The 12,535-nt window shown below is 37.6% G+C and carries 12 protein-coding genes; 2 read left to right on the forward strand and 10 right to left on the reverse strand.

Annotated elements, in window-relative coordinates:
• The first annotated feature begins 13 nt into the window (after positions 1 to 13).
• Both ACJVDH_RS12295 and ACJVDH_RS12300 read left to right on the forward strand, forming a co-directional pair.
• The gene (locus ACJVDH_RS12295) at positions 14 to 343 is read left to right on the forward strand and encodes a DMT family transporter (protein WP_443943696.1); all 330 of its coding nucleotides are present in this window, start codon (positions 14 to 16) and stop codon (positions 341 to 343) included.
• Positions 344 to 403: 60 nt separating this feature from the next.
• Complete coding sequence (locus ACJVDH_RS12300; RefSeq protein ID WP_443943697.1) at positions 404 to 1,243, forward strand: MBL fold metallo-hydrolase; 840 nt, start codon at positions 404 to 406, stop codon at positions 1,241 to 1,243.
• Between the two features lie 16 nt (positions 1,244 to 1,259).
• Here ACJVDH_RS12300 and ACJVDH_RS12305 read toward each other — a convergent pair whose 3' ends face one another.
• The 10 genes from ACJVDH_RS12305 to spt are packed head-to-tail and all read right to left on the reverse strand — an operon-like array spanning position 1,260 to position 12,182.
• Positions 1,260 to 2,198, reverse strand: a complete 939-nt coding sequence (locus ACJVDH_RS12305; RefSeq protein WP_443943698.1) for a phosphatase PAP2 family protein — start codon at positions 2,196 to 2,198, stop codon at positions 1,260 to 1,262.
• A gap of 1 nt (position 2,199) precedes the next feature.
• Positions 2,200 to 2,820 carry a sterol desaturase family protein gene (locus ACJVDH_RS12310; RefSeq protein ID WP_443943699.1) on the reverse strand — a complete coding sequence of 207 codons (621 nt, stop codon included), beginning with the start codon at positions 2,818 to 2,820 and terminating at the stop codon, positions 2,200 to 2,202.
• Between the two features lie 8 nt (positions 2,821 to 2,828).
• Positions 2,829 to 4,118, reverse strand: a complete 1,290-nt coding sequence (locus ACJVDH_RS12315) for a DUF4833 domain-containing protein (RefSeq protein ID WP_443943700.1) — start codon at positions 4,116 to 4,118, stop codon at positions 2,829 to 2,831.
• Between the two features lie 9 nt (positions 4,119 to 4,127).
• Complete coding sequence (locus ACJVDH_RS12320; RefSeq protein WP_443943701.1) at positions 4,128 to 6,686, reverse strand: DUF5686 family protein; 2,559 nt, start codon at positions 6,684 to 6,686, stop codon at positions 4,128 to 4,130.
• The gene (locus ACJVDH_RS12325; RefSeq protein WP_443943702.1) at positions 6,683 to 7,060 is read right to left on the reverse strand and encodes a GtrA family protein; all 378 of its coding nucleotides are present in this window, start codon (positions 7,058 to 7,060) and stop codon (positions 6,683 to 6,685) included. Before ACJVDH_RS12325 ends, ACJVDH_RS12320 begins: the two co-directional genes overlap by 4 nt.
• 6 nt (positions 7,061 to 7,066) lie before the next feature.
• Positions 7,067 to 7,522, reverse strand: coding sequence for a phosphatidylglycerophosphatase A family protein (locus ACJVDH_RS12330; protein ID WP_443943703.1), 456 nt, complete (start codon positions 7,520 to 7,522; stop codon positions 7,067 to 7,069).
• Positions 7,522 to 8,847: an inositol-3-phosphate synthase gene (locus ACJVDH_RS12335; RefSeq protein WP_443943704.1), complete on the reverse strand. Its 1,326-nt coding sequence runs from the start codon at positions 8,845 to 8,847 to the stop codon at positions 7,522 to 7,524. Before ACJVDH_RS12335 ends, ACJVDH_RS12330 begins: the two co-directional genes overlap by 1 nt.
• Positions 8,848 to 8,872: 25 nt before the next feature.
• A complete protein-coding gene (locus ACJVDH_RS12340) occupies positions 8,873 to 9,862 on the reverse strand; it encodes an NAD-dependent epimerase/dehydratase family protein (RefSeq protein WP_443943705.1) in 990 nt (329 codons plus the stop codon).
• Positions 9,859 to 10,980, reverse strand: a complete 1,122-nt coding sequence (locus ACJVDH_RS12345) for a hypothetical protein (protein WP_443943706.1) — start codon at positions 10,978 to 10,980, stop codon at positions 9,859 to 9,861. Before ACJVDH_RS12345 ends, ACJVDH_RS12340 begins: the two co-directional genes overlap by 4 nt.
• Positions 10,977 to 12,182, reverse strand: coding sequence for a serine palmitoyltransferase (spt, locus tag ACJVDH_RS12350; RefSeq protein ID WP_443943707.1), 1,206 nt, complete (start codon positions 12,180 to 12,182; stop codon positions 10,977 to 10,979). Before spt ends, ACJVDH_RS12345 begins: the two co-directional genes overlap by 4 nt.
• Between the last annotated feature and the right edge of the window lie 353 nt (positions 12,183 to 12,535).

Raw genomic sequence — 12,535 nt, forward strand, 5'->3', positions numbered from 1 at the left:
AATAAATAACATTATGAATTGGATTTTACTGGTCATTGCAGGACTTTTTGAAGTAGGTTTTACCACTTCCTTAAAATTATCTGAAGGTTTTACCAACTGGAAATGGGCTGTTGCTTTTGTACTTTGTGTCATCATCAGCTTTGTATTATTAACCAAATCAACCGTAGAAATCCCTTTAGGAACGGCGTATGCCATTTGGTCTGGTATTGGCGCTGTAGGTACAGTATTGGTTGGCATTTTCTATTTCAAAGAAGATGTAAGTTTCTGGCGAATCTTTTTTATCGGTTTACTTATCGTATCCATCATTGGTTTAAAACTCGCCACACCGGGCAAAAGCAGCTAATCTTTATTTGGTGCAAACCGTCTGAAAACATAACTTTAACCGGATAAATACCCATCAATTATGAAATTACACACAATAGATACCGGATTATTTAAGTTAGATGGCGGAGCAATGTTTGGCGTAGTGCCGAAAAGCATCTGGCAACGTACAAACCCTGCAGATGAAAACAACATGTGTACTTGGGCAATGCGTTGCTTGTTAATTGAAGATGGTAATGAGCTGATTCTGGTTGATACCGGAATTGGAGACAAGCAAGACGAGAAGTTTTTTAGCCATTATTATCTACATGGAAATGATACAATGGATAAATCGCTCGCTGCACTTGGCTTTCAGCGCTCAGATATTACAGATGTTTTTCTAACTCATTTGCATTTCGATCACGTTGGTGGTGCGGTTGTGCGCGAGGGAGAAAAACTTTTACCAGCATTTAAAAATGCCACCTATTGGAGTAATGAAAAACACTGGCAATGGGCAACTGAACCCAATGCAAGAGAGAAAGCGTCTTTTCTCAAAGAAAACATTTTGCCTTTGCAACAAAGTGGGCAATTGAAATTTATTGAAGAAAGGGAAAATACCACTTGGAAACCGAACATCAATATCAGCTTTGCATACGGCCATACCGATGCGATGATGCTACCTAAAATAAACTACAAAGGCAAAACCATAGTTTATGTGGCAGATTTGCTTCCATCGGTGGGCCACCTTCCCCTACCCTATGTAATGTCTTACGATATGTTTCCGTTGAAAACCCTGCATGAAAAGCAGGCTTTTTTGCAAGAAGCACTTGATCAGGAATATGTATTGTTTCTGGAGCACGATTCTGTACAGGAATGTTGCACTTTACAACAAACAGACAAAGGCATCCGCGTTGGGGATACCTTCAAACTAAGTGAACTTTAATACGATATAAACCTGATTAGCTGATTTTGCTGATCAGGTTTTCACAAAAGCGATGAATAGCTTTTTGTCTGATCACCCAGAAAAAACTAAAAATCCCAATACCTGCGCAAGTAATTCCGGCCAAAACATCTAATATGTAATGATGACTGGTGTAAACTGCCGCAAACCAAATGCCCAGCATAACAATTAGAAAAAAGATATTGATTTTACCTAATTTGCTTTTCATTGCATAGAAAAATACAATTACGGGATAAGCCGAATGCAAGGATGGCATTGCAGCAAAAACATTAGACCCTTTACTATAAATACCTTGAAATAAGGTTGTATTAAAGAAATGATCAAAACGGATTAACCCTGCCGTATTGCCCGGAGTTTTTGCATGAAAGATGAAACCATGTTCCTGAACGTACCAAGGTGGTGCAGCCGGAAAAGCATAATACACTACAAATCCTAATAAATTTACCCAAACAAAAGTTAGAGAAAAGTATACAAACTGCCGTTTGTTGGTAAAGAAAAGGTAGGTAGCAAAAGCTAAAGGAACGGGCACCCACATCAGGTAAAAAAAACCGGTAAGCACGTCTAAAAAAGAATTGCTATTCAGTTTCCAGTATTCATTTGGCGTTAAAACCAAATCGTGAAATTGAATACCGAAAAGTTTCTTCTCTGTTTCGTATAAACTTTGTATATGCACTTCGCTGAACAAATAATTCGGGAAAGCTTTCATATAATCGTACAAAATCCAATAGACGATAAAAATCGAGAAACCGAGAATAAATTTCCGAGTTCCACGACTTAAATAATACATTGAATTAAATATCGCCACCAACACCAATTGATCAGTTTTAAAACCAACCAGCAAGGTTGATAATGCAATGTAAATGGCAGAAATAAGAGTGGTGATGAGAATATCTTTAATTCTGATGTTTGTATTTTTCAGGCTAACTTCTTCGTTCATTCTACTTTTTCTCGAAATTAGACCTGAAGATATTGTCCCAAAATGTCCAACTTACGCCGTAACCTTTCGTTGGATCTGAATAATGGTGCAACATATGGTGATGTTTCAATTTTTTCCAGAATCCACTTTTAAAATTGGCATGATGTAAGGCATAATGTACCATATCATAAAACAGATATCCACCAATAAAACCCGGAAAAAAAGCATACACAATACCTTCTGGCAATAACCACTGAAATAAAAAGAAAAACCCAAGTGCCAGCGGAATACTGGCCGATGGCGGCATTACCAAACGTTTTGCATCATTCGGATAATCATGGTGTACGCCATGAAAAATAAAATGGATTTTTTTGCCAAATGCACCCGGCGGCTCGTAATGGAACACCCAACGGTGCAGTATATATTCTGTAATGGTCCATACGGCCAATCCAAACAACAACCAACCGAAAAAATCTAAAACCGGCGTGTGCAATTGGAAAATAGATTTCCAGACAAAGAAAACAATAATTGGTACGTACACAATTAAGGGCACATAATATCTTACTTTAGATAAACTCTCCAGGAAATTACTCTTAAACATCCGGATAGAATCCGATGAATTTGAAACAAAATTTCTTTTCATATCAATAACTACACTTTGATGCGCTCTACAAGCGGTTTGCTAAAATCAGCTGCATCGTATCCTTTAATTTCAACATATTTAACATTTGGAAGCCAGAACGATCCGCCTTCAATGCGCAGAAATATTCTTTCCAAAATCATCTTTTTATTGTTGATTGTTGCGTAAACATGGTATTTTTTATCAACCGCCGATTTACTTAAATACATGGGCAATTTTTTGTGCGATACAAAACGCAGCTCAAACTGTCCGTTTCCCATATCTTTAGAATCGATACCATAAGCAAACTTGCGTTGGATATAACTTAACTCTTTTTTTTCGCCATTATCGCCATAGCGCATCCAAAACACATTTACCGGTGTTTTTTTAACCACTTCGCCATTTGCATCCAGATTTAACTGGCAGATAATCGTATTGGTATTCGGATCGCGCTGAACATAAAACATTTGATTGCTGATGTTTTTTGGAGTTGGAAATTTTATTGGAGAAGGATCTGAAACTTGCGCCATAACCGATGATGACGCACCAACAGCAATACCTACGGCAAGCAGAAAACCAACTATGGAAGCTGCTTTATTTTTTGACGTACGTTCTTGCAATTCTTGCGCTTCCAATCCTTTTTTCGCTTCCTGTAACCTTTTGATTGCCGTGATATTGGTTAATACGGCCAAAATTGTGATGGGCAAAGTAAAAATAGTCATCGTTTCAAAAACGTGAAATGAGATACCCGGAACATAGATTTTATAATCGCCGCCAATAAAATGACTGGTTACACCACAAGCAATAGCAACAATACCAATGGTAACAACGCGCTCCGGGCGCTGCATTAAACCGCCTTTACATTCTACGCCCAAGCCTTCAGCACGCGCACGGGTGTAACTGACCATCATTGAGCCTATAAGCGCAATAAATGCGAACAATGAACTTAGAAAATAGTGATGTGCTACAAGGTAATAGCAAATACCCAGAAACATAATCATTTCACTGTATCGGTCTAAAACAGAATCATAAAGGGCACCAAATTTCGAGCTCATATTTCCTAGACGTGCAACTTGCCCATCTAACATATCAAATAAGCCGGCAAAAAGCACTAATGCGCCTCCCCAACCTACGTAACCCAATTCGCCACGATTAGATTTTTCTGCACCAAGTACAAAAATTACCGCTACACCAATATTCAACACCAAACCAATGGTTGTAACCATATTTGGCGTTAAACCTATTTTAATTAATCCTTTAACAAAAGGATTAATGACTTTGTATATGCCTTGTTGAAGGCTATCTCTTAGTTTTACCTGCATTTTTATCTGTTAAAAATCAAATTTTACCCGTGCCCGGATTCCCCATTCAGAAACTTCTGGCTGGTTTAAATAATTAAAGCGCTTCACTAAATCTACCCGAAGCAGTTTAAAGATATTTCCGATACCAACACTGCCTTCAATATATGGATCGTTTCCTAAACCATAAGTTCTCTGTGCGCCGTTTTCGTAAACCGGAAAACGGTAAAGATTAGAACTTAAACCTGGGTTATTCTCGTCACGCAATCCGCCATACAAAGCTTTGAATGAAAATACTTCGCGCAGTTTCAATTTTTTAATTAACGGCAATTTATTAAAAAAGAAGCCATTAAAGTTATGATCGATGTTAATACTGACATAATGATCACTTACGAACTCTAAAAAGTTCATCAAATTATATGAACTGATCTGATAAGCGTAAGTTTGGTTGGCACGATGAATGGCCAACAACGGGAAAGGAACTTTACCAGCAATATAACTTCCTTCAATCGTAAAATCTGTATAACCCAATTGAGATAAATAGAAACGCTTATCAATAGATCCCAGAAAATTGTGGTAATTGTATTCGCCACCTAAAACGTCTTTTAAACCCGCTGTATATCTGAAATTAAAAACCGGATAACGATCTGGAATCGGAACACGATAAATTTTTCCTTGATAAAATTTCTCATTTGGTGCGTATCTAAACGCTACAGAAATCTCACTTGTAGTTAAGCGGTTAATCAACTGGCTACCGGTATTGCTTTGATAAAACAATCCGCCTGCTGGCGTCTGACTCCATTTTTTCAATCCAAATGAATAGGATAAATGGTTTTCAAATTCTTTTACATAATCTACACGATAAAAATCGTTGTACAATAACATGTCATTCACACCGCGTTTAAAGGATAGTAAAAAGTTATCTTCCTGAACAAACTGCAACTCCTGACCCGGAATTTTTGTATCGCGCTGAAAGCTTGCCCGGATGTAATTCTGTGGAAACTCGTAAATAGATTTGTTGTTTATAGAATATGTTCCGGAAAGGAAAAACTTCCATTTTTCATCTTTAAATCCGTAAGCCGCATAGTTTTCAAAATAAAAACGTTTGCTCAATTCCGGAGTTGTTCGTCCGCCCAAACGCAATCTTAAACCTTCAACATTGTTAAAACTGTAAAAAGTATTTACCGGACCAACCTCGTATACATTGAAATTTTGATAACCTGCAAAAAGTAAGGTCACAATTTTCATTGTACGTTTAAACGACGGCAAGTTTTGAAGCGTATCTATATTGTGGTAAATTTTAAGCTGATTGGCAGAAATGGTATCCAATCGGTTATTTTCCCAATATTGGTCTGAACGTTTTCCGGCATCTGCCAAAACTACTGTTGGTTTGCCCGCAAAGACGGTATCTGGAATTATTTCGTCATATTTATAATTTTTATAGGTAACGGTCCGTTCGCCGGTAAAACCTAAACCTTTGTTTTTGGAAAGGCCAAAGTCGGCAAGGAGATTACTTTTACTTAAAGAATATTTCTCCTGTTCATTTCTGTCAAAGTTCAGATCAATCTTTAAAGCCCGAACGAAGTTTAGATTGATGTTTTTATTTACGCCAAGATTGGCACCTGTTACGGCATATTTTCCATCATTGGTAACGTAAATTTTGCCCTCAAACAACATATCATTGGTATTTCTCGGCGTAAAAGAAAGCTCAATAATTTGTGGTTTCTGATCTTTTAAAGTATCGGTAATAAAGAATTTGTAAAACGCAGGCGCACCATCGGCAATCGGACTTAAAAACTCATTGCTCATAACCGAAATATTGTTTTTGTAGATATCGATATTCTGATACATCCGATCGAAATATGCTTTCATGCCTTTATTATCAATATAACGATTGTCAAAATCTACCTGCTTTTCGGCCACAACCACAGATTTGTTTTTTTCCGGATTTTGGCTCAGATAATTGTCTGATAATTTTTCTTGTATGTAAACCGGCAATAAGTTTTTGCCACCAATTTGAGTAGAATCCTGTTCCTGAAACAGAAACTGATAATTCCTGAAAATCTTTTTGTTTTTAAACTTTTCTGATAGATTACTCATCGAAAACAACATCTTTTCATACTCGCGGTAAGAAATGGTGTTGTAACTTTTAACGCGGTTATCATCTTTATGTGCAATTACCTGTCGGATCAGTTCAACTGCGGGATTGTCTTTATTACGGTACCGTATTTTTTTACCACCTACAACCACAACTTCATCCAGCGCTTTAGAATCGGCTTTCAATAAAACATCTATTTGTTGTGTGTTAGATGCAATAACGGTTCTCACTAACTCGGTATAGCCAACGTAATTGAATTTTAAACCGGTTTGCGGTTCTGCAGAACTGATGGTGTAGTTTCCGTTTACATCTGTTTGTGTGCCAATTTTTGTTCCATTAAAAAAAACGGATACGTAAGGCAATGTTTCTTTGGTTGCCGCATCGCGTACGGTGCCGGTAACAACAGTTCTTTGAGCCATTGCAACGTTGCCAAAACTGAGCAAACCAATGACCAATATATTTAGAGTTAACGATATGTTAATTAGACGTTTCATGTACGGGAAAAGATAAACTGCTTTTGCATGATATAATTGTAACTTGTACCGATAAGGAGCGACACAATTACTTTAGAGAGCACATAATTTATATTGAAAAAATGAGTCAAACCATAAACGCCACCGGTTACCAGCAACAAATTGCCCAACCAAACGATGATGTATTTAATAATTTGAAATTTTATATTTTGTGAAGTTGCGTTAAAAACGAGGTTTCTGTTTATGCTGAAATTGACAATACCGCCTGATACTGTACCGGTTATACTGGCTGCAAGATACCACATACCAAAAACTCTCGCACAAAGAATAGTCATCAAAAAATCAACTATCGATGCGGATAGCGACGATGCCTGGGCTTTTAAAAATGTGTACATATTGATTTATAAAATGTTCAATATGATAACCAGCTGAAGGATAATGTTTGCGTAAACACCGGCAAGAACATCATCTGCCATTACGCCCCAACCACCTGGCAATGCTTCCAATTTCCGGATGAATAAAGGTTTGACGATATCGAAGAACCTGAACAATACAAGCCCAAGGAGAATATACTCCCACTTTACCGGCACCCATAGTAGTGTAATACACATTCCTACTATTTCATCCATTACGACCCTTGCATGGTCTTTGCCCCAAATGGTTTCTACCTTATTGCCGCTAACAATACCCAAAATTGTTAAAATAATAGTGATGGGTAATGCCCAAACGCTAGGGTATACATCACCGGTCTGGAAAACGTACCAGCAAATGCATGCGAACACAGCAGCAACTGTGCCCCCGCCCTTGCCAATATATCCGATGCCCAGACCGGTAGATATAATTTTATGTGTGAACACTAGATCGTATCAACAGTTTCTTCTTCGTAATCCAAACCTAAATGGGTGATTAAATCTTCTCCCATCATATGGCGTAAAGTATTCTGAAGTTTCATCAATTGCTTGAAGATATCATTTTCTGGTGGCACACCTGGCAATGTTTGAGGCGATTTCAAATAGAATGATAACCATTCTTGTACACCGCTCATGTTTGCACGTTTAGCCAAATCGCTGAACAAAGCCAAATCCAAAACAATTGGTGCAGCTAAAATTGAATCGCGACACAAGAAATTGATTTTGATTTGCATTTTGTAACCCAACCAGCCGAAAATATCGATGTTATCCCAGCTTTCTTTGTTATCACCGTGAGGTGGATAATAGTTGATACGGATTTTGTGATACATATCGCCATACAAATCAGGGTTTTTTTCTGGTTTGAAAATATCTTCCAGTACACCTAATTTAGAAACCTCTTTAGTTTTGAAGTTATCCGGATCATCCAATACCAAACCATCTCTGTTACCTAAAATATTGTCAGAGAACCAACCGTTAACACCAAGTGAGCGTGCAGTTAAACCTGGCGCAAGAATGGTTTTCATTAAGGTTTGTCCGGTTTTGAAATCTTTACCAGCAATTGGTGTATTGGTTTCTTTAGCCAACTCAATTAAAGCAGGAATATCTACTGTTAAGTTTGGCGCTCCGTTTGCAAATGGATAACCCAATTTTAACGCTGCATAAGCATAAATCATACTTGGAGCGATACGAGAATCGTTATCTTTCAATCCTTGTTCAAAAGCCGCTAAAGATGCATGCACCTCAGAAGCTTCGAAATAGATTTCAGTAGAACCACACCATACTAAAACGATACGGTCACAGTTGTTTTCTGCTTTGAAGTTTTTAATGTCTTCAATTACAGCTTGTGCCAAATCCCAACGGTTCTCAATATCTTTTACATATTTACCATCAAGGTTTTTTACGTAGTTTCTATCGAAAGCAGCACGCATTGGCTTGATAGATTCCAATTCTTCTTTAACATCGCGAAGCAAGTTTGCGTCCAATACACGGGCATTCATTGCAGCTTCGTAAACGTTATCTTCATAAACGTCCCATCCACCAAATACTAAATCCTCAAGCGGTGCCAAAGGAACAAAATCTTTAATTTTAGGTTCGTTATTATCTGTTCTTTTTCCGATACGGATTGTTCCCATTTGTGTTAACGAGCCGATCGGTTTTGATAAACCTTTCTTAACGGCTGCAACACCGGCAATCATGGTAGTGGCAACTGCGCCAAGCCCTGGCATCAATATACCAAGTTTGCCATCTGCCGCTTTTACTTGTTCTTTCATTTTATTTTATTTTAACTATCTAATCTTATAACCAATTGTTTTTTTTATACCAGGTTATGGTTTCCTGTATTCCGTTTTCCAAAGTATATTTTGGCTGAAAACCAAAATCTCTTTCTAAGTTTTGTATGCTGCAAATCCAGTTTGCTGCTGTAAGCTCTTTCACTTTATCCAGGTTTAATGTAGGTACTTTATTAAACCAGCCATAACTGCGATCGAGGCACCAGGCAACACCTTTAATTATGCCAACCGGTATCTGAACCGTTAATGTTTTTGTTTTTAATGCCATCTTTGAAAACTTAGCCAGCGAAAACCGATCGTAAATTCTTCCATCGGATACGTTATAAGCATTGTGCTTAATTGCAGACCCCAGGGTTTTAATGATTAGTTCTGCTAAATCTGTAACATAGATGAAGCTTAATTTTTGTTCTTGCTTTCCAATGTAAAGCTCCAAGCCAGAACGGATACTTTTAAACAGGATAAATAAATCCTTTTCTCTTGGGCCGTACACCGCTGTTGGCCTGATAATGATTAAAGGTAAACCTTCAATCTGATTCAGGTAGTCTTCAGCTTTTGCTTTGCTGATGCCATAAAAGGTTACCGGATTCGACTTCGAAAAATCTGTTAGTACCTCATCTGGTTTTTCCAGCGGACCAATTGCTGCCAAACTGCTAACAAACACAAACTTTTCTACCTTATGCGTAGCAGCAGCAGTAGCTTTAGCCAGGTTTCTTGTGTAATCGGCATTTATTTTAATATACTGCTGCAGGTTTTTAGCTTTTGTTGTTGCTGCTGCATGTATAATGTAATTGTATTTATTTTCGTCAATATGCTGTGTAAGCATTTCAACCGAGCTAAAATTGAGGTCTACATATTGTATATCCAAGTCTTTAAGATGATCTACCGAACTGGATTGGCGTACGTTTGCATAAACGTCTAAATCCTGTTTTAAGGCAGCTTCTATCAGATGATATCCCACAAATCCTGTTGCACCTGTTATTAAAACTCTTTTTTTCATATTTTCTTTTCGAGAATCCTGTATTTGCGGTACAGTTTCCCACCTATATCTTCTATAGGTTTGTTGATCATTTCGTTGTGATCTAACGTCCAGCTTGCTTCGGCATATTTCATTCCTTTCGCCTGGAATGCCTTAATGATTCTTCCATATAAACACGCCTCAATACCCATTTTACGATAACCATCAATTACACCTAAAAGTAAAATCCGGATGCCGTCAATCTTTTTCTTGTTCAGTAAAAGCTTAAAAATGCCGGTTGGCAATAATCGGCCGCGTTTTATTTTAATCAGAATTTGATTAATGTCTGGTATAGCTAAAGCAAAACCTACGATTTTCCCTTCCTGCTCTGCTATGATGCAAAAATCCGGGTCCATCACCATTTTTAGATCTTTCGCAGTGTAATCAAATTCTTTATCCGTCATCGGTACAAAACCTAAATTTTTATCCCAGGCCTTGTTGTACACTTCGCGTATGTTATTTGCTTCTTCTTTAAAGTTTTTAAGGTTGATGGTTCTAACAGTGATGTTGTTGCGTTTTAACCTGTTTTCAATTCCTTCAATTAACCTTGTAGAACGATCGTTATAATTTCCGGCGGTATACCGATATGCTCTTAAATCCACATTTTTGGCAAAACCGATCTGTTCTAGTAAAACCGGATAATACGGTGCGTTATATGGCATCATTGCTACCGGCGGACCATCAAATCCTTCAATCAATAATCCGCAGATTTCATTGGTTGAGAAATTTACAGGTCCCATTACCCGGTTAAGGCCTTTTGCTCTTAACCATTCTTCGGCTGTAGAAATTAAAAGTTTCGCTACTTCTATATCATTAATGGTATCGAAAAAACCGAAGAAACCATCTTTACTTTTATAAACCGTATTGTGGTTTACGTTATGGATAGCGGCAATTCTGCCTACAATTTTATTGTCTTCTAAAGCCAGAAAAAGTTGGATTTCCGAATGTTCATAAAAAGGATGTTTTCCGGGCGTCAATAAATCGCGTTGTGCAATAAACAACTCCGGAACGTAGTTTGGATCATTCGCATACAGTGTATGTGGAAAATCTATAAAGGCCGCGAGGTCTTTTTTTCCGGAAACCTGAACTATTTTCTTCATGATTGCGAGCCTACCAAATCAACGTTAACGGCCTTAAATGCTTCAGTTAACTTTTCAATCGCGGTATCGATCTGCTCGAATGTGTGCGTAGCCATCAATGAAAAACGGATCAATGAAGAATCAGACGGTACTGCAGGGGATACTACAGGATTTACAAATACGCCATTCTGTTGAAGAATATTGGTAATCATAAACGTTTTCTCATTGTCGCGGATGTAAACCGGGATGATTGGACTATGCGTATCGCCAAGATCAAAGCCTGCTTCAATCAATAGTTTCTTCGCATATTCTGTATTTTGCCAAAGCTTATCTATACGCTCTGGTTCTTCTTCTATAATATCTAAAGCAGCAATAACACTGGCCACTGCAGATGGCGGCATACTTGCACTAAACATTAGTGAGCGTGCTCTGTGTTTGATAAATTCTATAGTTTCTGCATTACCGGCAATAAATCCGCCTAACGAGGCTAAAGATTTACTAAAGGTTCCCATAATTAAGTCTACTTTATCGTTTAGGTTAAAATGAGATGCCGTTCCTGCGCCATTAAAACCAATAACGCCCAAACTGTGCGCGTCATCCATCATAATATTTGCACCAAATTCATCGGCTATTTTCACCATTTCGGGAAGGTTAACCAAATCACCTTCCATACTGAAAATACCATCAGAAACAATTAGTTTAGCGGAATCTTCTGGAAGACGGCTTAGTTTTTTACGTAGGTCTTCCATATCATTATGCGCATATTTAATCGTGCGCGAAAAAGAAAGACGACTTCCGTCAATAATTGATGCGTGATCGTACTCATCCAAAATAAGATAATCATTCCGATCTAAAAGACATGAAATTACGCCCAGGTTAACCTGAAAACCAGTACTAAAAAGTACTGCTGCTTCTTTACCTACATATGCAGCCAACCGAGATTCCAGCTCAAGATGAATATCTAGTGTACCATTTAAAAACCTCGAACCCGCACAACCCGTTCCGTATTTATCTATTGCTTTTTTTGAAGCTTCTTTAATTTTTGGATGATTGGTTAAACCCAAATAAGAGTTTGAACCAAACATCAGCACCTTTTGCCCATTGATGATAACCTCTGTATCCTGGCCTGATTCGATAGATCTGAAATAGGGATATAATCCCTTTTCCTTTATAATAGATGCATCTTTAAACGATGCTATCCTATCTTGTAATTTTTTACGCATACTTATGCTATTATTTAGCAACACCCTTATTAAAATAGAAAGTTTGGCTTTTCAGTCCGTTTATTTATGCTTTTAGATTGGTCAAAATCCACTAACAGTAACTAAACAATTTGATGATGCAATTTTAACTTGAGTGGAGGCAGAAAAAAAGGTTTAAACGTAGGAAATATTGGTCAAAATGTAGGATCAACAAAATGTGACATTTAGATGAATTGACCATCTGACCATCTGACTATTTTTCTATCTCGGTAAACAAATTAATTAATGAACAGCAACACAAAAAATTGATAGGCGCAATCTTCCACGACAATTAACACTAAATATACAATCAATTAATGGTCAATCACATAAAA

Origin of the sequence: Pedobacter terrestris (genome assembly GCF_052343045.1) — a bacterium.
GTDB lineage: Bacteria > Bacteroidota > Bacteroidia > Sphingobacteriales > Sphingobacteriaceae > Pedobacter.

What these genes read in the sequence shown, in the direction of transcription:
- ACJVDH_RS12295 (WP_443943696.1), top strand. Translation starts at nt 14, where the DNA reads ATGAATTGGATTTTACTGGTCATTGCAGGACTTTTTGAAGTAGGTTTT.
- ACJVDH_RS12300 (WP_443943697.1), top strand. Translation starts at nt 404, where the DNA reads ATGAAATTACACACAATAGATACCGGATTATTTAAGTTAGATGGCGGA.
- ACJVDH_RS12305 (WP_443943698.1), bottom strand. Translation starts at nt 2,198, where the DNA reads ATGAACGAAGAAGTTAGCCTGAAAAATACAAACATCAGAATTAAAGAT.
- ACJVDH_RS12310 (WP_443943699.1), bottom strand. Translation starts at nt 2,820, where the DNA reads ATGAAAAGAAATTTTGTTTCAAATTCATCGGATTCTATCCGGATGTTT.
- ACJVDH_RS12315 (WP_443943700.1), bottom strand. Translation starts at nt 4,118, where the DNA reads ATGCAGGTAAAACTAAGAGATAGCCTTCAACAAGGCATATACAAAGTC.
- ACJVDH_RS12320 (WP_443943701.1), bottom strand. Translation starts at nt 6,686, where the DNA reads ATGAAACGTCTAATTAACATATCGTTAACTCTAAATATATTGGTCATT.
- ACJVDH_RS12325 (WP_443943702.1), bottom strand. Translation starts at nt 7,060, where the DNA reads ATGTACACATTTTTAAAAGCCCAGGCATCGTCGCTATCCGCATCGATA.
- ACJVDH_RS12335 (WP_443943704.1), bottom strand. Translation starts at nt 8,847, where the DNA reads ATGAAAGAACAAGTAAAAGCGGCAGATGGCAAACTTGGTATATTGATG.
- ACJVDH_RS12340 (WP_443943705.1), bottom strand. Translation starts at nt 9,862, where the DNA reads ATGAAAAAAAGAGTTTTAATAACAGGTGCAACAGGATTTGTGGGATAT.
- ACJVDH_RS12345 (WP_443943706.1), bottom strand. Translation starts at nt 10,980, where the DNA reads ATGAAGAAAATAGTTCAGGTTTCCGGAAAAAAAGACCTCGCGGCCTTT.
- spt (WP_443943707.1), bottom strand. Translation starts at nt 12,182, where the DNA reads ATGCGTAAAAAATTACAAGATAGGATAGCATCGTTTAAAGATGCATCT.